The sequence below is a fragment of the Caballeronia sp. GAWG2-1 genome (genome assembly GCF_023631405.1).
In the GTDB taxonomy this organism is placed as follows: Bacteria; Pseudomonadota; Gammaproteobacteria; order Burkholderiales; family Burkholderiaceae; genus Caballeronia.
This window is the reverse complement of sequence record NZ_JALQDD010000015.1, coordinates 154,741-173,875: the sequence shown is the minus strand read 5'-3', so window position 1 is coordinate 173,875 and position 19,135 is coordinate 154,741. Positions and strand designations below refer to the sequence as shown.

22 protein-coding genes are annotated in these 19,135 nt (G+C 61.7%); 14 read left to right on the top strand and 8 right to left on the bottom strand.

Annotated elements, in window-relative coordinates; genetic code table 11:
- Window positions 1-95: 95 nt before the first annotated feature.
- Both NCR98_RS10775 and NCR98_RS10770 read right to left on the bottom strand, forming a co-directional pair.
- On the bottom strand, window positions 96-827 hold the full coding sequence (locus tag NCR98_RS10775) for a DUF2242 domain-containing protein (protein ID WP_250526187.1): 732 nt from the start codon (window positions 825-827) through the stop codon (window positions 96-98).
- A gap of 184 nt (window positions 828-1,011) precedes the next feature.
- Window positions 1,012-1,329, bottom strand: coding sequence for a DUF4148 domain-containing protein (locus NCR98_RS10770; RefSeq protein WP_244826121.1), 318 nt, complete (start codon window positions 1,327-1,329; stop codon window positions 1,012-1,014).
- A 368-nt stretch (window positions 1,330-1,697) separates the two neighbouring features.
- On the opposite strand from NCR98_RS10770, the gene NCR98_RS10765 reads away from it, so the two are divergent.
- The gene (locus tag NCR98_RS10765; RefSeq protein WP_244826120.1) at window positions 1,698-1,988 is read left to right on the top strand and encodes a co-chaperone GroES; all 291 of its coding nucleotides are present in this window, start codon (window positions 1,698-1,700) and stop codon (window positions 1,986-1,988) included.
- Between the two features lie 93 nt (window positions 1,989-2,081).
- A complete protein-coding gene (gene groL / locus NCR98_RS10760; RefSeq protein ID WP_244826118.1) occupies window positions 2,082-3,722 on the top strand; it encodes a chaperonin GroEL in 1,641 nt (546 codons plus the stop codon).
- A gap of 119 nt (window positions 3,723-3,841) precedes the next feature.
- Here the strand turns inward: groL and NCR98_RS10755 are convergent, their stop codons facing one another.
- From NCR98_RS10755 to NCR98_RS10745, 3 genes are all read right to left on the bottom strand, one after another.
- Entirely contained in the window at window positions 3,842-4,225 is a 384-nt protein-coding gene (locus NCR98_RS10755; RefSeq protein WP_250526197.1) for a hypothetical protein, read from the bottom strand.
- 73 nt (window positions 4,226-4,298) lie between these two features.
- The gene (locus NCR98_RS10750; protein ID WP_244826116.1) at window positions 4,299-5,075 is read right to left on the bottom strand and encodes a DUF72 domain-containing protein; all 777 of its coding nucleotides are present in this window, start codon (window positions 5,073-5,075) and stop codon (window positions 4,299-4,301) included.
- A gap of 37 nt (window positions 5,076-5,112) precedes the next feature.
- On the bottom strand, window positions 5,113-5,988 hold the full coding sequence (locus tag NCR98_RS10745; RefSeq protein WP_244828100.1) for a hydroxymethylpyrimidine/phosphomethylpyrimidine kinase: 876 nt from the start codon (window positions 5,986-5,988) through the stop codon (window positions 5,113-5,115).
- Window positions 5,989-6,310: 322 nt separating this feature from the next.
- Here NCR98_RS10745 and NCR98_RS10740 point away from each other — a divergent pair, with 322 nt between their 5' ends.
- Window positions 6,311-6,481 (top strand): rubredoxin, encoded by a 171-nt coding sequence (locus NCR98_RS10740; protein ID WP_025527884.1) that lies wholly within the window; start codon window positions 6,311-6,313, stop codon window positions 6,479-6,481.
- Window positions 6,482-6,491: 10 nt separating this feature from the next.
- Here the strand turns inward: NCR98_RS10740 and NCR98_RS10735 are convergent, their stop codons facing one another.
- Entirely contained in the window at window positions 6,492-6,656 is a 165-nt protein-coding gene (locus tag NCR98_RS10735; RefSeq protein ID WP_250526186.1) for a hypothetical protein, read from the bottom strand.
- Between the two features lie 223 nt (window positions 6,657-6,879).
- Between NCR98_RS10735 and NCR98_RS10730 the strand changes: the two genes are divergently transcribed.
- Window positions 6,880-8,271 (top strand): FimL-related protein, encoded by a 1,392-nt coding sequence (locus tag NCR98_RS10730; protein WP_244826113.1) that lies wholly within the window; start codon window positions 6,880-6,882, stop codon window positions 8,269-8,271.
- On the opposite strand, the gene NCR98_RS10725 is transcribed toward NCR98_RS10730, so the two are convergent.
- A complete protein-coding gene (locus tag NCR98_RS10725) occupies window positions 8,261-9,790 on the bottom strand; it encodes a cryptochrome/photolyase family protein (protein ID WP_250526185.1) in 1,530 nt (509 codons plus the stop codon). The two genes, NCR98_RS10730 and NCR98_RS10725, sit on opposite strands and share 11 nt — an antisense overlap.
- Window positions 9,791-9,820: 30 nt before the next feature.
- On the opposite strand from NCR98_RS10725, the gene NCR98_RS10720 reads away from it, so the two are divergent.
- Genes NCR98_RS10720 through NCR98_RS10695 form a run of 6 tightly spaced genes read left to right on the top strand, consistent with a single transcriptional unit; the run spans window position 9,821 to window position 14,518 of the window.
- Window positions 9,821-10,399, top strand: a complete 579-nt coding sequence (locus tag NCR98_RS10720) for a YqgE/AlgH family protein (RefSeq protein WP_250526184.1) — start codon at window positions 9,821-9,823, stop codon at window positions 10,397-10,399.
- Entirely contained in the window at window positions 10,396-10,842 is a 447-nt protein-coding gene (gene ruvX, locus NCR98_RS10715; protein WP_250465470.1) for a Holliday junction resolvase RuvX, read from the top strand. Before NCR98_RS10720 ends, ruvX begins: the two co-directional genes overlap by 4 nt.
- Window positions 10,829-11,344: a bifunctional pyr operon transcriptional regulator/uracil phosphoribosyltransferase PyrR gene (gene pyrR, locus NCR98_RS10710; protein ID WP_244826106.1), complete on the top strand. Its 516-nt coding sequence runs from the start codon at window positions 10,829-10,831 to the stop codon at window positions 11,342-11,344. The genes ruvX and pyrR overlap by 14 nt, the downstream gene beginning before the upstream one ends.
- Window positions 11,345-11,371: 27 nt before the next feature.
- Complete coding sequence (locus tag NCR98_RS10705) at window positions 11,372-12,400, top strand: aspartate carbamoyltransferase catalytic subunit (protein ID WP_244826104.1); 1,029 nt, start codon at window positions 11,372-11,374, stop codon at window positions 12,398-12,400.
- Window positions 12,401-12,409: 9 nt separating this feature from the next.
- A complete protein-coding gene (locus NCR98_RS10700) occupies window positions 12,410-13,687 on the top strand; it encodes a dihydroorotase (RefSeq protein ID WP_250526183.1) in 1,278 nt (425 codons plus the stop codon).
- Between the two features lie 15 nt (window positions 13,688-13,702).
- The gene (locus NCR98_RS10695) at window positions 13,703-14,518 is read left to right on the top strand and encodes a lysophospholipid acyltransferase family protein (protein WP_244826100.1); all 816 of its coding nucleotides are present in this window, start codon (window positions 13,703-13,705) and stop codon (window positions 14,516-14,518) included.
- Here NCR98_RS10695 and NCR98_RS10690 read toward each other — a convergent pair.
- Window positions 14,478-15,344, bottom strand: a complete 867-nt coding sequence (locus NCR98_RS10690) for a symmetrical bis(5'-nucleosyl)-tetraphosphatase (protein WP_244826099.1) — start codon at window positions 15,342-15,344, stop codon at window positions 14,478-14,480. The genes NCR98_RS10695 and NCR98_RS10690 overlap by 41 nt on opposite strands.
- Before the next feature lie 365 nt (window positions 15,345-15,709).
- Here NCR98_RS10690 and rfbB point away from each other — a divergent pair, with 365 nt between their 5' ends.
- Genes rfbB through rfbD form a run of 4 tightly spaced genes read left to right on the top strand, consistent with a single transcriptional unit; the run spans window position 15,710 to window position 19,110 of the window.
- Window positions 15,710-16,771: a dTDP-glucose 4,6-dehydratase gene (gene rfbB, locus NCR98_RS10685; RefSeq protein WP_250526182.1), complete on the top strand. Its 1,062-nt coding sequence runs from the start codon at window positions 15,710-15,712 to the stop codon at window positions 16,769-16,771.
- A gap of 10 nt (window positions 16,772-16,781) precedes the next feature.
- On the top strand, window positions 16,782-17,675 hold the full coding sequence (gene rfbA / locus NCR98_RS10680) for a glucose-1-phosphate thymidylyltransferase RfbA (RefSeq protein WP_250526181.1): 894 nt from the start codon (window positions 16,782-16,784) through the stop codon (window positions 17,673-17,675).
- Window positions 17,660-18,211, top strand: coding sequence for a dTDP-4-dehydrorhamnose 3,5-epimerase (gene rfbC / locus NCR98_RS10675; protein WP_244826094.1), 552 nt, complete (start codon window positions 17,660-17,662; stop codon window positions 18,209-18,211). The genes rfbA and rfbC overlap by 16 nt, the downstream gene beginning before the upstream one ends.
- Complete coding sequence (gene rfbD, locus NCR98_RS10670) at window positions 18,208-19,110, top strand: dTDP-4-dehydrorhamnose reductase (protein WP_250526180.1); 903 nt, start codon at window positions 18,208-18,210, stop codon at window positions 19,108-19,110. The genes rfbC and rfbD overlap by 4 nt, the downstream gene beginning before the upstream one ends.
- Window positions 19,111-19,135 lie beyond the last annotated feature (25 nt).

Here is a 19,135-nt window from a genome sequence, read left to right as displayed (position 1 = left end):
GCGGTGAGCTGATCACGCAGCTGCAGCCGCCGTTGCCCGCGTGCTTGACGCTTGCATCGACGAAGCGTATTCCGGAACGACGCGCGCGCTCGATCTCACTGAACCGGCGCCGATGCCGCGACGCCCTCGGACGCGGCGTGTTTCGCGTCGGATGACTGGATGGCCGTCGCCGCCGCGGCGGGCGCCTGTACGACGATAGGCGTTGGCGTGAGATCCGGTGAACTCACGATCAGCGACGGTGCGAGCGGCTTGCTCTTGACCTCATCCGATGCGATGGGCGAACTGCGCGGCACCGTGCTCAGATAGTGCCCCATCAGCCCGAAGAATCGGTCATAGAACTTGCCGGCGGGCACGGTTTCGCTGGAAATCTTGACCATTGCATCGCTGTTCGAACGGATCGGCAGCGAAAGCGAGCCCAAGACGCTCAAGCCCACGCTTGCGGAGGTATCGCTCTTCTTGAGTGCATAGCCGTCCTGCACCGCGTTCACATAAGCGATGCTCGTATTGGTCGTGTTTTCGCCGGGCGTGCAGACCACATGGAATGAGACGACCACGTGCGTTTCGGTGGACGGCTGGAAGTTCTTGGTGGCGTCGACGGTATCGGCTTGCGCCATCGTCGTGAGAAAGCCTTGCGAAAGCAGCGCGCGGCGGGCCGCCTCGCAGGTTTCGTTCACGGTGGCGTCGAAGTTGCGCGCGAACGGGCTTGCACCGGAGTCAAAGAGTTCTTGCTGATAGCTCGGCGTGGTCGCCGCGCGTCCGCCACAGGCGGCAAGGGCGAGAATTCCGAGGGAGAGAAAGGCAACGCGCAGCGACGACGACATAGGCATGAGAGGCAACGAAGACGAAATTTGTGATGCAACAAACACAAATTGTAGTGCCCTCCGACTGCACGAGAAAAAAACGTAGTCCAAAAACATCGTCGAATCCATGGATTACAGAAACTTTTCCTTCGGGATGCGCAAAAAGCAAAAGCCCGGCGTGCGTGCCGGGCTTCGTTACGCGAATTGACGATTACGGGCGATTGAAGTCGACCGGATTCGGGTCGATAGCCGCGCGGCGGGCAGCACCCGAAGCGGCAGCGCCTTCGCCGACACCGCCAAACGACGATGCAGCCGTGCCTTGTTGCGCGTTCAGGCGTGCTTGCGCGGCCTGAATGTTGGCGGGGTATTGGGTTTGATCGCTGGCCGGGTTGTAGCCTGCGCGTTCCAGTTGAACCAGTTGAGCCTTCACTTCAGCACGCGTCACCGGCGCGTTTTCTTGCGCTTGGGCGAAAGCGGGGACTGCAAGGACGGCAGCAACGGCGATTGCGGGGATGATCGACTTGAACACGATGAACCTCCTATGTACTGATCTCGGGAACGTTGCGGGTGGAGAGTTTGTCTCTTCACTGCTTCGTCGTTGAAATGCAGTCTAGGCCTCGCCGACCCTAGTAGAAACCCTAATTAAGCGAAATCAGAATTGATGGATTGACATTAATCCAGCCAATCGACCTTACGAAATCCATTAATTTCCCCGTGTCCAGACAAAAGTACGCGAAATAGGGAATGCCCGTCTGTCCGCGTCCTTGAAATTGTCAAACTCGGTCCATATAATTAGCACTCACTGCACGAGAGTGCTAACAAATTGCCGCTCGGGCAGCTTCGCCTACCGGGCGGGTTTCCCCCGCGTTTTCAGTCTCAATCAAGAGAGGAGTGTGTATGAATCTTCGTCCTTTGCACGATCGCGTCATCGTTAAACGTCTGGATCAGGAAACCAAGACTGCCTCGGGCCTCATCATCCCCGAAGCTGCAGCCGAAAAGCCGGATCAAGGCGAAATCCTGGCCGTCGGCCCGGGTAAGCGCGATGACAAGGGTGTGCAGAACGCCCTCGACGTGAAGGTGGGCGACCGCGTGTTGTTCGGCAAGTACGCCGGCCAGACCGTCAAGGTCGACGGGCAAGAACTGCTCGTGATGCGCGAAGAAGACATCATGGCCGTTCTGGTCAAGTAAGCACCTTCCTGCACTTCGGCTTCGCCGCAGAGCCGCTCCATTGGAGCCTGCCGCCCGAAGCCTCCAAACTGAATCGACTCAAGGAGTTTGAATATGGCAGCTAAAGAAGTCACTTTTGGCGATACCGCACGCGCCAAGATGGTCGAAGGCGTGAACATTCTGGCCAACGCGGTCAAGGTCACGCTGGGTCCGAAGGGCCGCAATGTCGTGCTCGAGCGCAGCTTCGGCGGCCCGACGGTCACCAAGGACGGTGTCTCGGTCGCGAAGGAAATCGAACTGAAGGACAAGCTCCAGAACATGGGCGCGCAAATGGTCAAGGAAGTCGCTTCCCGGACCAGCGACAACGCCGGTGACGGCACCACGACCGCTACGGTTCTGGCGCAATCCATCGTTCGCGAAGGCATGAAGTACGTTGCATCGGGCATGAACCCGATGGACCTGAAGCGCGGTATCGACAAGGCAGTGGCTGCAGCTATCGAAGAACTGCGCAAGATCAGCAAGCCCTGCACGACGAACAAGGAAATCGCTCAAGTCGGCGCGATTTCGGCGAACAGCGACACGTCCATCGGCGACCGTATCGCTGAAGCAATGGACAAGGTCGGTAAGGAAGGCGTGATCACGGTTGAAGACGGCAAGTCGCTGGAAGACGAGCTGGACGTCGTGGAAGGCATGCAGTTCGACCGCGGCTACCTGTCGCCGTACTTCATCAACAACCCGGACAAGCAAGTCGCCCTGCTCGAAAACCCGTTCGTGCTGCTGCACGACAAGAAGGTTTCGAACATCCGCGATCTGCTGCCGGTACTGGAACAAGTCGCGAAGGCTGGCCGTCCGCTGCTGATCATCGCTGAAGACGTCGAAGGCGAAGCGCTGGCTACGCTGGTCGTGAACAACATCCGCGGCATTCTGAAGACCGTTGCCGTCAAGGCTCCGGGCTTTGGCGACCGTCGCAAGGCCATGCTGGAAGACATCGCTATCCTGACCGGTGGTCAAGTGATCGCGGAAGAAACCGGCCTGACGCTCGAAAAGGCTACGCTGGCTGAACTGGGTCAAGCAAAGCGCATCGAAGTGGGCAAGGAAAACACGACGATCATCGACGGCGCTGGCGAAGCAGCAAGCATCGAAGCGCGCGTGAAGCAAGTGCGCACGCAGATCGAGGAAGCAACGTCGGATTACGACCGTGAAAAGCTGCAAGAGCGCGTGGCCAAGCTGGCTGGCGGCGTGGCAGTGATCAAGGTCGGCGCTGCGACCGAAGTCGAAATGAAGGAAAAGAAGGCACGTGTCGAAGACGCACTGCACGCAACTCGTGCGGCTGTGGAAGAAGGCATCGTGGCCGGCGGTGGCGTCGCGCTGATCCGCGCTCGCAAGGCTGTCGAAGGCGTGAAGGGCCTGAACTCGGACCAGGACGCGGGCATCCGCATCGTTCTGCGTGCGATGGAAGAGCCGCTGCGCCAGATCGTCACGAACGGCGGCGAAGAAGCTTCCGTCGTGGTGGCGGCTGTTGCTGCGGGCACGGGCAACTACGGCTACAACGCGGCAACGGGCGAGTACGGTGACCTGGTGGAAGCCGGTGTCGTCGACCCGACCAAGGTGACGCGCACGGCATTGCAAAACGCGGCATCGGTGGCAGGCCTGCTGCTGACGACCGACGCAGCCGTCGCGGAACTGCCGAAGGAAGACTCGGCCATGCCTGGTGGCATGCCCGGCGGCATGGGCGGCATGGGCATGGACATGTAATTCGGCTTCGACCGGTTACTTGCTTCATCCTCAGGGCGTGGGTTTCGAAGGAAGCTCACGCCGCAAAGAAAAACCCGCAGCAATGCGGGTTTTTTTTCGTCCGTGGCAAACGCGGACCGTTACTTGTTCATCTGATCGCGCAAGTTTTGCGCGGCGGCCTTGTAGTCGTAGGTCGGATAAAACTCCGTCGTATAGCCGCCCCACGCGGTGGTTTCGATCGCGCGATTCACTTCGCGCAGGCGATCGGCCGGCACGCGCAAGGTCACGACCTGACCGACGCCCATCATCACGTACCACGACACCACTTCGATTCCCGGCGGCGGAAACGTCTTGAAGAAGCCTTGCTCCTTCAACTGCTCGTTGATCTTCGGAAGCGGTTTGCTTTGATCGTGCTTGAGGAAGATGGTCAGCAGGAAGGTGCCGTCGCCAGCCGGTGTGGCGGGCGGCGCCGTGCTTTGCTGCGCGTTTGCAGGCAGGGCGATGTAAATCAGCGAGGCGAACATCGTGGCTTGAAAAAGGCGTGCAATTCGTCTTGCTGATCGATGCATCGGGAATGCTCCTCGTGAACGAATCGGTCTAACGATGGTGGGTGCGCAGGCGCTCGATCATATGCAGCGCGTTGGGTTGCGCATTGCCTTCGGCGGTGTTGTCGAAGATGCACCAGACCTCGGGCGTTTTCTTCGCGCGCGTGTGCAGCGTGCGCGCGAGGTCGTCGAGATAGGTGTAGTTATAGGAAGACTTGTAGAGCTCGGGCGAGCCATGCAGCCGCACATACACGAGCGAAGTGTCCGCGCGATGCTTGATCTCGCACTCGTCGGGGATCGGGTCCGCATCGACATAAGCCATGTGATGCGCCTTCAGGAGCGCGGCCGTGTGGGTGGTGAACCAGGACGGATGCCGCGCCTCGATTGCAATCGGCAACTTCGTGCGCTCGCGCAACGCCTTGATGAAGGCTTCGGCCGTGGCCTGATCGAAGGGCAGACTGGGCGGCAGTTGCACGAGCCAGCAACCGAGCTTGTCGCCGAGTTGCCCCGCGCTTTGCAAGAATTCGTCGAGGAGCGCCTCGGTGCCGACGAGCCGCGCGTCGTGCGTAATGGACTTGGGCAATTTCACCGAGAAGCGAAACGACTCGGGCACGCTCTGCGCCCAGTTCGCGTAAGTCGATTCGCGATGCGGTTTGTAGAAGCTCGAATTGATCTCGACGCAAGTCAGCACGTGTGCATAGCGTTCGAGATGCGTGCCTTCATGCGGAAAGCTCGACGACACGGCGCTCGACAAACCCCAACCCGCGCAGCCGATACGGATCGCGCCTTGCGGGCCGGGCTTGTGCAGATGGGGCAGTCGGTACGGCATGCGTTCTCCCGGCGACTCGATTGGTCAGTGTTTTGGGCTAATGGCGTACTTCCCCAGGCAGTCCCGCCGACTCGTCGGGGAGGGACGACGTCTCGCCTTCTTCGTCTGCATCGTTAGAGCGCGCCCAGAAAAACCGGTCCGGCAAATAGGCGCCCATGCCCGGACGGAACGCGGCTCGCGCCGCCTGGAACACATACTCTTGAGCCTCGCGTGCGGCCTCGGCGGGTTCCTGTCCGTTGGCAAGCAAGGCCGCGACCGCGGCGCCAAGCGTATCCGTCAGCCCCATGATGCGATGCACACCGCGATCCCACGTATCTTGCCGCACCTGGCCTTCCTCGCTATACAGCGTGTTCACGTGCCGATGCGTGCCGGTTTCCATTGCGAGCACATATTCGCAACCCTGCGCCAGGATATGCGAGATCGCGGCATCCAGCGTTGGCGCTTCGGCGTCACTGTCGGGTTGCGCGAGCTGCAACAACGTGGCGTGATCGGCGATCAACATAGTCGTTTGCGGCACGAGCAGGTCGGCAAGCGACTCACGCAGCTCGTCGGCGGACAAAACATGTTCATCGTCTAGTGTGAAGTCCGGCGCGAGGATCAGCGGTACGTCGTCGTAGTCGGACACCACTTCGGCGATAGCGGAAACCACCTCCGCGCGCGTTGCCGCGCCGATCTTGAACGCGGCGATCGGCATGTCCTCCAGCAACATGCGCGCCTGCGTGGCGACGACGTCGGGATCGATGCCGGTGACTTCGTCGCAGCTCGCGGAGTCGCGCACCGCGTAGCCCGTCAGCACCGTCACGCCGTGGCAGCCCATGCTTGCGAGCGTCAGCACGTCGGCTTGAAGCCCCGAACCGCCTGTGGGGTCCGTCAGGCCGAAGGTGAGAACGATCGGTGGGGAGTCGCCGGTCATGGCAAAAGCGGACATTGTTTTCTTGATTGCACGAATGGAACGGAAGGGCCGCGAACGCCCGCGCCTCGAAGTGCACTGGCGGCGGCCAGCTCGGTCATGATTCGACCGTGGTTCGACTATGGTTCAATGTTTCGATTATGCGGCCTAACGCCGTCAGGCTACAGTCTTTGCGCACTTTTTTCCGGTACGGCGGCGCTTGAGAGAGCCAGTACGGCGGTCGAAGGCTTGGCCACGCGTGAACGGGCATCTCGCTAGGCATTGACACGCCAACACGGTACCATCATGTCCTAATTTCAATCGACCATTTCGACGCGGCATAAGTATGGAATATAGAAGCTGGATGTGCCTGATCTGCGGCTGGATCTATGACGAGGAGGCGGGATTGCCCGAAGAGGGCATCGCGCCGGGTACGCGCTGGGAGGACGTTCCAATCAACTGGACTTGTCCCGAATGCGGAGCCCGCAAGGAAGATTTTGAGATGGTCCAGATCTGATCCGCACGCTCTACCGCGCCGCATGACTCGCGTCATGCGGCGCGCGTTTTTTTGCGGACCGCTTTTTCGTTCGCTGCTTTCGTTGCTGTTTTTGTCCGGCAGCGCTGCCGGTGTTGCGTCGTGCGTCGAAATCGATGCGCGCGCCGGTCGCATGTTTGGCCGCTGCAAGCTGCATGGGCGCCACGACGCGTGCCGATGCCAATGCGAACCGGCGCCTGAAGGCATACGCTTGAGGCTGGTCCGTGGTTCGGCGAGACGGGCGCAGGCAGTAAGCGGTCCGTCGGTCGATAAAATCGTGAGCGCGGTCAAGTACCGACGCTTTCATCGATGATGCTATTTCACCGCGCGCGCCCATGTTCGACTCACGGCGCCTGCGAACCGGTTTGTGAGCGCCAGATATGACATCTCGTCCCGATCTTCCAGTTACGTTCGAAGCTCTGCCCAATCCGCGCGGCGGCTCGGTGCGGCTCGCCGAAATGGCGCTGACCGACGCCCATCACGCGTTCCAGCGTCAGGGCGAAACCGCGCCCGCGTTGAAGCGCGCGATCTCCGCGCTGCATTCGGCGGGTTGGCTGCCTGCGCAGCGTTTCGCGGAAGCGCTCGCGCTCGTCGCGCCGCTCGGCGAGGAATCGGAGCCGACGCGTGCACGCATCGCGGCTGCGCTCGCGGACTTCGGCGCGGCGGTGGAGCGCCACAATCTGCGCGAGTTGTCGTGCTCGACCGTGTTGTTCGATCACTATCGCGGGCTGCATGCGTTGCTCGCCATGCATACGCGCGTCGCGCCGGTTTCCTACGATGACCTCGCGCTCGCGGGCCGCGCCATCGCGCCCGCGACGTTGCGCGGCATCGCGCCCGAGCGGCTTGCGCGCGTTCGGGCGCACTACGAACAGGCCCTGCTCAAGCTCTTGCGCGGGCCCGAGCAGGAATCCGCCGATGCCTTCGCGCGCCTCGACGAGTGCCTGGGCGAGCTCGGCGGCCCCGATCCTTACGACTTCTGGCGGCTCGCGCTCAACACTATTTGGGCGCTGCGCGAGCGCGCGGAGCGTCGAGGCGACGCCGATTTCGCCGCAAACGCCGACGCCAAGCGCCTTTACGCGCGCTTCAATCTCGTGTTGGCGGATCAGGCGCACGCGTCGACCTATGCGCCGCGCTCGCTCGTACGCGCGACGCTTGCGCTCCTCTGGCGCGACTTCGCACTCTACGGCGCGATGCCGGAAGACGCGGAACGGGTCGACGTCTTGCGGGACTATGGTCTGACGGTGGCGTGGCATGTCGCGGCGAATCCCGCGTCGGAGGCCGCGTGGGAGCAGGGCGCGGCGCAGGCGATCGAGGAAAACGCCCGCGACGGTTCATCGCGCGATCTGGGTGCGCTGCGCGTGAACGCCACGGCTTACGAAGACTTTCTCCAGAGCGCGGAAGCCTCCATCGAGGGACTGGTCGAGCGCGGTTCGCAAGCAAGCGAAACAGGCACGGTGGACGCGGACGCGGCGCTGCACTCGGCGAACGCGTCGCACCGGCTGGGCGCGGCGGCTTGCGCGCTCGGCTTGGGCCATGTCGCGTTGCTCGCCGATACACTCGGTCTCGCATGGCGGCGCGTCGCGCATCAGGGCGCGCATGAATCGGCGGATGGCGTCGCGCGCGAACTCGATGCCACCGTTCCCGAACGCGCGGCCCAGATGCTGCGCTCCATGCTGCACCAGGCCGCGGCCGGCATTGCGCCGTCGGAAGGCCGCGCGTCGATTGCCGCGCTCACCGCCATGATCGAGCGGCCCGCCGCGGTCAATCGCTAGCTTCGGCGTGCGGTTCGTCGGCGGCGTCCGCGCTGCTGCTGCGTGAATCGTCGGCGCGCTTCGCGGGTCCGCGCACCACGTCGTATCGCGCGAGCGTGCGTTTGCGCGCGGCGTCGTGATCGACTACCGGCTGCGGATAGTCCGCGCCAAGCGAAATCCCCGCCTTCGAGAGTGCGTCGGGCTTGGCGAGCCACGGCGCGTGAATGTCCCGATCCGACAAGCCCGCGATTTCCGGCACGTAGTGGCGGATGAACTTGCCCGCCGCGTCGAATTTCTTCGACTGCGTCGTCGGATTGAAGATGCGGAAATACGGCTGGGCATCGCAGCCGCTCGATGATGCCCACTGCCATCCGCCGTTATTCGACGACAGTTCGAAATCGTTCAGCAGCGCTTCGAAATAGGCTTCGCCGCGCCGCCAGTCAAGGCCGAGGTCCTTGGTCAGAAAACTCGCCACGACCATGCGCAGGCGGTTGTGCATATAGCCTGACTGGTTGATTTGCCGCATCGCGGCATCGACGAGCGGATAACCTGTTTGTCCCGCGCACCATGCGGCGAAGTTCGCGTCGGCGGCGTCGCCCGTCTCCCACTGGATGCGGTCGTATTCCGGCTTGAATGCACGATGATCGCCCGGCACGCCGACATGCGGAAAATGGTGCAGCACGGAGAAATAAAAGTCTCGCCAGATAAGCTCCGACAACCAGGTTTCCGCGCCCTTGTTGCCGTGACGCTGCGCATCGTGCGCGGTGCGAGCGAGTGCGCGAATCGAAACCGTGCCGTGTCGCAGATGAACGCCGAGATAGCTCGGGCCCTTCAGCGCGGGGAAATCGCGGGCGTGATCGTAGTCGGCCATGCGGTCGATGAAGTCATCGAAAAGCTCATACGCGCCGCTCGTGCCAGCGGGAAAGGCGGGCGCGTGCTCCGCGCCGAAGCCGAGCGCGTCAAGCGAGGGAATGGCGTGCCTGACGTTACCCGGCGGCTTCGCGAGCACGTTGAAATGATCTTCGGATGCGTACGGCTTGAGCGCGTCCGGCGTGAGTGTCGCGAGCCACTTGCGCTTGTACGGCGTGAAGACGGTATAGGGTTTGCTGCTGCCTGTGAGCACATCGTCATGATCGAAGATCGACTGATCCTTGAACGTGAAAAACGCGATGTCCTTGCTCGCCAGCTTCTGCGCCACTGCCTCGTCACGCGCCTTCGCACTCGGTTCGTAATCGCGATTTGCAAACACCGCGTTCGCGCCGCATTCGACCGCAAGCTCGGGTATCTCATGCGAAGGCACGCCATGTCGAACCATCAGCGTCCCGCCAGCGTCGCGCAACGTGCGATCCAGTTCCACCACGCTCGCATGAATGAACGGCACGCGCCGGTCGTTTCGCGCAAGCGGCGAGAGGATGTCGCGGTCGAAAACGAACGCGCACAGCACCCGACGGCACCTTGTAAGCGCGTGATAGAGTGCAGCATTGTCGGCTGCGCGCAGGTCCCGCCGAATCCACACCAGACCCACATCAAAGTCGGCCATCTGTCAGCGCCTTTGTTAAAATCCTGAATTATGTCCAAGACTTCCGATCGCATCAATTTGACGAATCAGTTCCTGATCGCCATGCCGTCCATGGCCGATCCGACGTTTTCAGGAACCGTGGTCTACCTTTGCGATCACACCGATCGCGGTGCGCTGGGTCTCGTCATCAACAGGCCGACCGATATCGACCTCCAGTCGCTGTTCAATCGTATCGATCTCAAACTCGAAATCGAACCTCTCGTTCACTTGCCCGTGTACTTCGGCGGTCCCGTTCAGACCGAGCGCGGCTTCGTGCTGCATGAAGAACGCGACGGCGAACCGTATAGCTCGTCCATGAGTGTACCCGGCGGCCTCGCCATGACCACTTCAAAAGATGTACTCGAAGCAGTCGCTAGCGGCAAGGGCCCACAGCGCTTCTTGCTGACGCTCGGTCACGCAGGCTGGGGCGCCGGTCAGCTCGAAGAAGAAATCTCCAAGAACGGCTGGCTCACGGTGGAAGCGGACTCGCGCATCATCTTCGACGTGCCCGCCGAAGATCGCCTCGAAGCGGCGCTCTCGCTGCTCGGCGTATCGCGTTCCATGCTTTCCGGCGAAGCAGGGCACGCATGAGCGGGGCAGCCACGCTGCTGGCATTCGATTACGGCGAGAAGCGCATTGGTGTCGCCGTTGGCAATACATTGACGAAGCAGGCACGCGCACTCGCCGTGCTCGAAAACCGCAACCGCGACTATCGTTTCGATGAAGTCGGCAAACTGCTCGACGAGTGGAAGCCGCAAACGGTGGTCGTCGGCATGCCGCTGCATCCGGACGGCACGCCGCACGAAATGAGCGCGCAGGCCAAGCGCTTCGGCAATCAGGTGAACGGGCGTTTCAACGTGCCCGTGCAATGGGTCGACGAACGTTACAGTTCCGTCGATGCCAAAGCCGACCTTCGTGCGCGCGGCGTGCGTCCGAACGCGCGCGGCCGTTTCGACGACATCGACGCCGAAGCCGCCCGCGTCATTCTTCAACAATACCTCGACGGACTTCCCGACGATCATGAGTTCCATTGACGCCGAAGCGCTGTATCGCGCGCTCGTCGAATCGATTCATGCCGCGTATGAGAACGCGCTCGCCGAAGAAGAGGGTGTCGCGCTCGTCGGCATCTACAGCGGCGGCGTGTGGCTTGCCGAGCGTCTCGCCAAGGAGTTCAACGCGCCGCACTTCGGCGTGGTGAACGTGGCGCTGCATCGCGACGACTACGCGAAGAAGGGCCTGCATAGCCAGGCGAGCCCGACTTCGTTGCCGTTCGCGGTCGACGGCCGCCGTATCGTGCTGATCGACGACGTGCTGTCCACCGGACGCACGGTGCGCGCGGCCATCAACGAACTCTACGATTACGGGCGTCCCGCTTCGGTCGATCTCGCCGTGCTCGCCGATCGCGGCGGACGCGAGTTGCCCATTGCGGCGCGCTTCGTCGGCGGCACGGTGGACGTACCCGCGAACGAAGGCCTCGTGCTCGCGCGACGCGCGGACGGCGGCTTCGACTTCACCACTGAATCGCGCGCTCAGTAACCCATTCAAGGCAACACCGGGATCATCATGAACACCGCCACTCAGGGTTCCGCCGATGCAGGCGCGCCCGCTGCCGCCGACAAGTTCCGCTACGGCTTTCTACGCGGCAATCCGCAGCTCACGAAGAACGGCGAGCTGAAGCACTTGCTGACCATCGAAGGACTGCCGCGCGCCGTCGTCACGCATATTCTCGATACCGCCGAGCAGTTCGTGAGCGTCACGGATCGCGAAGTGAAGAAGGTGCCGCTTTTGCGCGGCAAGTCGGTGTTCAACCTCTTCTTCGAGAACTCGACGCGCACACGCACGACCTTCGAGATCGCGGCCAAGCGCTTGTCGGCGGACGTGCTGAACCTGAACATCAACGCGTCGTCGACGAGCAAGGGCGAATCCCTGCTCGACACCATCAACAATCTCTCCGCCATGCATGCCGACATGTTCGTCGTGCGTCATGCGTCGAGCGGCGCGCCGTATCTGATCGCCGAGCATTGCGCGCCGCACGTGCACGTGATCAATGCGGGCGATGGCCGTCACGCGCATCCGACGCAAGGCCTGCTCGACATGTACACCATTCGCCACTACAAGCGCGACTTCACCAAGCTGCGCGTGGCGATCGTCGGCGACATTCTGCATTCGCGCGTCGCGCGTTCGGACATTCACGCGCTGACCACGCTCGGCGTGCCGGAAGTGCGGGCCATCGGACCACGCACGCTTTTGCCCGGCAATCTCGACCAGATGGGCGTGCACGTCTACCACAACCTCGACGAAGGCTTGAAGGGCGTCGACGTCATCATCATGCTGCGCCTGCAGAACGAGCGCATGAGCGGCGCGCTCTTGCCTTCCGCGCAGGAGTATTTCAAGAGCTGGGGACTGACGCCCGAGCGTCTTGCGCTCGCCGCGCCCGATGCCATCGTGATGCATCCGGGGCCGATGAATCGCGGCGTGGAAATCGACTCGCAAGTGGCCGACGGCCCGCAGTCGGTGATTCTCAATCAGGTGACCTTCGGCATCGCCGTGCGCATGGCGGTCATGGGCATCGTGGCCGGCAACAGTGACTAAGAACGCGACATGAAGATCCAGATTCAAGGCGGCACGATCATCGACCCGGTTGCGGGCACGGAAGCGCGCAAGGACGTGTTCATCGCGGCGGGCCGCATCGTTTCGATTGGCGACGCACCGGCCGACTTTCACGCGGCCAAGGTCATCGCGGCCAACGGGTTGCATATCGCGCCGGGTTTCGTCGATCTCGCGGCGCGTCTGCGCGAACCGGGCTTCGAGCACAAGGCAACGCTCGAATCCGAAATGGCCGCGGCGATGGCAGGCGGCGTGACGAGCCTCGTCTGTCCGCCCGACACCGATCCCACGCTCGACGAACCCGGCCTCGTCGAAATGCTCAAGTTTCGCGCGCAGAAGCTGCATCAGGCGCATGTCTATCCGCTGGGCGCGCTGACTGTCGGCTTGAAGGGCGAGGCGATTACCGAGATGGTCGAGTTGACCGAGGCGGGTTGCATCGGCTTTTCGCAGGCGGATAACCCTATCGTCGATACGCGCACGATGCTGCGCGCGTTGCAGTACGCGACCACTTACGGCTATACCGTGTGGCTGCGTCCGCAAGACGCGTTCATGGCGAAAGGCGGCGTGGCGGCAAGCGGCGCGGTGGCGTCGCGGCTCGGTCTGTCGGGCGTGCCAGTGTCGGCGGAGACCATCGCGCTGCATACCATCTTCGAACTCATGCGCGTGACGGGCGCGCGCGTGCATCTGTCGCATCTGTCGTCGGCGGCGGGCATCGCGCTCGTGCGCGCGGCGAAGGCCGAAGGCATCGCGGTCTCGTGCGATGTCACGATCAACCACGTGCATCTGACGGACGTGGATATCGGCTACTTCGATTCCCAGTTCCGCCTCGATCCGCCGCTGCGTCAGCAACGCGACCGCGAAGCAATACGCGCGGGTCTCGCGGACGGCACCGTCGACGCGATCTGTTCCGATCACACGCCGCTCGACGACGACGAAAAGCTCCTGCCTTTCGCCGAAGCCACGCCGGGCGCGACCGGCCTCGAACTGCTGCTCTCGCTGACGGTGAAGTGGGCGCACGAAGCCAACTTGCCGCTCGCGAAGGCGCTGGCGCGCATCACGTCCGCGCCCGCCGACGTGCTGAAGCTGCCGGCCGGACGCATTACCGTGGGCGCGCTCGCCGACCTGTGCGTGTTCGATGCCGCCGCCGAGTGGCGCGTCGATCCGAAGAAGCTCAAGAGCCAGGGCCACAACTCGCCGTTCCTCGGCTACGAGTTGCCGGCGCGTGTGCGCGCGACGATCGTCGGCGGTCATCTGGCTTACGAAAGCCGTTAAGCACACGAGTCGCGCATGAACCAGGCATTACGCAAGCTGCGGCTTCTGGTCCATCTGCTGTATGGCATGTGGGTCGTGGCGCGGCGTTTTCCGCGCGCATCGGTGGATGAGCGGAGCGCGATGAATCGCGCGTGGTCGCTTGAGATGCTGCGTCTGTCCGGCATGAAACTCGTCGTGCACAACGACGAAGCGCGGCTCGATCGCGGCGTGCTGGTGGTCGGCAATCACGTTTCGTGGATGGACATTTACGTCATCAATGCATGGCGGCCGACGCCGTTCGTCTCGAAGGCGGAGATTCGCAACTGGCCGGTTGTTGGATGGCTCGCGCATCAGTTGGGCACGGTGTTCGTACAGCGCGAGAAGCGTAGCGACGCGAAGCGCATCATGCATGAACTCTCGAACCGCCTGCTCGCGGGCGAGATGATGTGCGTGTTCCCCGAAGGCACCACCAGCGATGGTCAGGCGCTCCTGCCGTTCCACGCGAACATGTTCCAGGCGGCGGTATCGGCATCGTGTCCGGTGCAGCCGGTGTGCATCATGTACGAGGATGCGCACGGCAAGCAGTCGCTCGCGCCGGCGTATATCGGCGACATGACGCTGAGCGATTCCCTCGACGCGCTTCTGAACGCGACGCCGCTCACGGCGCATCTCTATGTGTGCAATCCGCTCGCGCCGGGCGCTGACCGCCGTCTGCTTGCGAGCGAAGCCCAAGCCGCGATTCTCGCCGCGCTCGAAACCATGCGTGGCGGCGCGGCAACGGCGGCTGATCCCATGCCGCTCCCTGAATCGCTCAACGCTGTTTCGGCTTCATCGCGCAACTCACCTGCGTGATTACGCGCTGAGCCGGGTCTTTGGTCAGCCGCACCGCTGAGAGCTTGTTGCCCCAGACGCAGCCTGAATCGAGACACAGCACGTCGTTGCGGACCATCAGACCAAGCGCGGCCCAGTGTCCGAACACCACCGTCACGTCCTGCGTCTTGCGACCGGGCACGTCGAACCACGGCAGATAGCCGGGCGGCGCGGCATCCGGGCCGCCATTGTTGGCGAATTCCATCGCGCCGTCGGCGGTGCAGAAACGGATGCGTGTCAGCGCGTTATAAGTCACGCGCAGGCGGTCGGCGCCAGTGAGCGACTCATCCCATCGATGCGGCTCGTTTCCATACAGCGTGGCGAGCGTCGCTTTCCAGTCGGGCGCGCGCAACGCTTTTTCGAGTTCGTGCGCGAGTTCGAGCGTCATCGTCGCGTCCCATTGCGGCAGCACGCCAGCGTGAACCATGAGCGCGCCGTCCTCGAAGTGCGCGACGGGCTTGTGGCGTACCCATTCGATCAGGTCAGCCACGTCGGGTGCGTTGAGGATGTCGTCGAGCGTGTCGCCTTTCTTCGGCTTGCGCAGGCCAGCCGCGACCGACAGCAGATTCAGGTCGTGATTGCCGAGGACGACGGTGGCGCGCGAACCGAGCGCGATGATCTCGCGCAGCGTTTCCAGCGACTTCGGTCCGCGATTGATGAGGTCGCCTGCGAACCAGAGAGGCGTATCGGCATCGGGCGCGGCTTTTTTAAGCAGTCGATGGTAGGGATCGCAGCAACCTTGCAGGTCGCCGAAGACGAGCGGGGCGGAGCTAGCGTGAATTACGGTGGCGTTGGTGACGTCGGTCATCGATTGAAAAGGTGAGACGGTGGACGCGCGGCGTCGGGTACCGAGCATTATGAAACAGGCGAATACGACTTGGCTGCCGCTTCATTAAGCATTCCGCGAACCTTCTACTACGTGCGTGACGACGCGGCGGGATTGGCTTGTAATCGATAATCGCTAGCTGTATCAAGTTGTTAGCCGTGTAGTTTTTGCACTTGGTGGCCTTATAATTGACGGCTTACCAAAGTGGGGCATCCGGCGAATCAAGATTGGTGACAATCGGTCAATGTTTTCGCTGGAAGGCGCACATCGCGCGAAATGCGCAATTTTTTCCATAATTCGAGCGCGCTTTCAGTCGAGCAAAACTGTGAGCGGTGAAGAGGGCTTTTATGATTCTCGTGACGGGCGGTGCTGGTTTTATCGGCGCCAACTTTGTGTTGGATTGGCTCAATGGCTCTGACGAACCCGTTTTGAACGTCGATAAGCTGACGTATGCGGGGAATCTCGGAACGCTTCAGTCGCTCAAGGGCGACGCCCGTCATGTGTTTGCGCGTGCCGACATTTGCGACCGCGCGGCCATGGACGAACTGCTCGCGAAGCACAAGCCCCGCGCCATTTTGCACTTTGCCGCCGAGAGTCACGTAGACCGCTCGATCCACGGCCCGGAAGATTTTGTTCAGACCAATGTGGTCGGTACGTTCGTTCTGCTCGAAGCCACGCGCCAGTACTGGAGCGCGCTGCCTGAAGCCGAGAAGCAAGCCTTCCGCTTCCTGCATGTTTCGACCGACGAAGTATTCGGCTCGCTGTCCGCAACTGATCCACAGTTCTCCGAGACCACGCCGTACGCACCGAACAGCCCGTACTCGGCTACGAAGGCCGGCTCGGATCATCTGGTGCGCGCGTATCACCACACATACGGCTTGCCGGTTGTCACGACCAACTGCTCGAACAACTACGGCCCGTACCAATTCCCGGAAAAGCTGATCCCGCTGATGATCGCGAATGCGCTCGGCGGCAAGCCGCTGCCCGTTTATGGCGATGGTCAGAACGTGCGCGACTGGCTCTACGTGGGCGACCATTGTTCGGCTATTCGCGAAGTGCTGGCGCGCGGTGCGCTTGGCGAGACGTATAACGTCGGCGGCTGGAACGAGAAAAAGAACGTCGAAGTCGTGCATACGCTGTGCGATTTGCTCGACAAGTTGAAGCCTAAGGCGAGCAGTTCGTATCGCGATCAGATCACGTACGTGAAGGATCGTCCGGGCCATGACCGCCGCTACGCTATCGACGCGCGCAAGCTCGAGCGCGAGCTCGGCTGGAAGCCTGCGGAGACGTTCGAAACGGGGCTCGAGAAGACGGTTCAGTGGTATCTGGACAATCAGGCGTGGGCTGACGAAGTGGCTTCCGGTGAGTATCGGAAGTGGGTCGAGACGAACTACGCGCAGCGCGCGTGAGGAACTGACAATGGCGCGCAAGGGCATCATTCTCGCCGGCGGCTCCGGCACGCGGCTTTATCCGATTACGCATGCGGTGTCGAAGCAGCTCCTGCCCGTGTACGACAAGCCGATGATCTACTATCCGCTGTCCACGCTCATGATCGCAGGCATTCGTGACGTGCTCGTGATCTCGACGCCGCAAGATACGCCGCGTTTCGAGTCGATGCTCGGCGACGGCAGTCAGTGGGGCATGAATATCCAGTACGCGGTGCAACCGTCGCCGGATGGCCTAGCGCAGGCGTTCGTCATAGGCCGCGACTTTGTTGGCAACGATCCGTCCGCGCTTATTCTCGGCGACAACATTTTCTACGGTCACGATCTCGCGAAGCAGCTCGAAAGTGCGGACGCGCGCACCGAGGGCGCGACTGTGTTTGCCTATCACGTGCATGATCCCGAGCGTTATGGCGTGGTGGAGTTCGACCAGAAGTTCCGCGCGCTGTCGATCGAGGAAAAGCCCGCGCAGCCGCGTTCGAACTACGCGGTGACGGGTCTTTACTTCTACGACAACAAGGTGTGCGATATTGCAGCCGACATCAAGCCGTCGCCGCGTGGCGAGTACGAAATCACAGACGTAAATTCGCGTTATCTCGCGGACAAAAAGCTTGATGTCGAGATCATGGGACGTGGCTATGCGTGGCTCGACACCGGCACGCACGATTCGCTGATCGAAGCTGCCACGTTCATCGCGACGCTGCAAAAGCGGCAGGGACTCGTGGTGGCTTGTCCTGAAGAGATCGCATATCGCAAGGAATGGATTGGAGAAGAGCAGTTGCTGGCGCTTGCCAAGCCGCTCTCGAAAAACGCTTACGGTCAATATCTGCTCAATCTTCCGAAGGACCAAGTCGCATGGCCATCCAAGTAACTGCTACGGCGCTGCCCGAAGTCAAGATCATCGAACCGAAGGTATTCGGCGATGCACGTGGCTTCTTCTACGAAAGCTTCAATGGCCGTGAGTTCGCGGAACAAGTCGAAGCGGGCGTCGAGTTCGTGCAGGACAATCATTCGCGTTCGGCAAAGGGCGTGCTGCGGGGCTTGCATTATCAGATTCAGCACCCGCAAGGCAAACTCGTGCGCGTGGTAGAAGGCGAAGTGTTCGATGTCGCGGTGGACATTCGCAAGAGTTCGCCGAACTTCGGCAAGTGGGTGGGCGTGAATCTGTCGGAAGAAAATCATCGGCAGTTGTGGGTGCCGCCGGGGTTTGCGCATGGCTTTGTCGTGTTGTCGGAGACGGCGCAGTTCCTTTATAAGACTACGGATTATTGGTATCAGGCGCACGAGAGAAGCATCGTCTGGAATGATCCGGAGATTGGTATTGAGTGGCCGATTGACTTTGAGCCGTTGTTGGCGGCGAAGGACGCGGCGGGGAAGGGTTTGAGCGAAGCCGAGGTGTTTGCGTGAAGATCCTTGTCACCGGAGTAAGCGGGCAAGTTGGATGGGAGCTCACACGCAGCCTGTCCGTGCTTGGTGAAGTCATCGCCGCCGATCGTACAATGCTGGATCTGTCGAACCCCGCAACGTTGCGTGAGCGCTTGATCCAAATCCGACCGGACGTCGTTGTCAACGCTGCTGCTTACACCGCAGTGGATAAAGCAGAAGGCGACGAACCGCTGGCAACAACGGTCAATAGCGAGGCGGTGGGCGAACTCGCCAAATCGGCGCGCGATGTCGGTGCCCTATTCGTCCACTATTCGACCGACTACGTGTTCGATGGAACCAAGCTCGGTCCGTACCTCGAAACCGATACGCCTTGCCCTATTAATGCGTACGGCCGGAGCAAGCTCAAGGGCGAAATTGCGACCAAAGAAGCCGGTGGCGACTGGTTAGTGCTCAGAACAACTTGGGTGTACACGGACCGGGGAGCTAATTTCCTGCGCACCATGTTACGGCTTGCAGGCAGCCGCGAAGAGTTGCGGGTTGTCGGAGACCAGTTCGGCGCGCCAACGTGGGCGCGGTCGATCGCCGACGGGACGGCACACATCGTAGCTGCCGCACAAGCTGAACGCCGAGCTGGCGCATTCCAATCTCAGCTTTTACATATGACCGCGAGAGGGTCGACTAGCTGGCATGGCTTCGCCGACGCAATCATTGCGCGAGCTCGCCATTTGCAACCGGAGGTCGGCTTTCCGGTCAAGCGGGTCGTTGCCATTGAAACCAGCGAGTATCCTCTTCCTGCGCCTCGTCCGGCCAACTCGCTGCTCTCGAACGACGCATTACATGCACGCTTCGGAATCCAGCTACCTGTTTGGGACGTTGGCATGCAACTGTGCCTGGACAACTTGCTTGCGATTTCTCGGTGAATCGAGACCGTGTGCGTCAATCGGC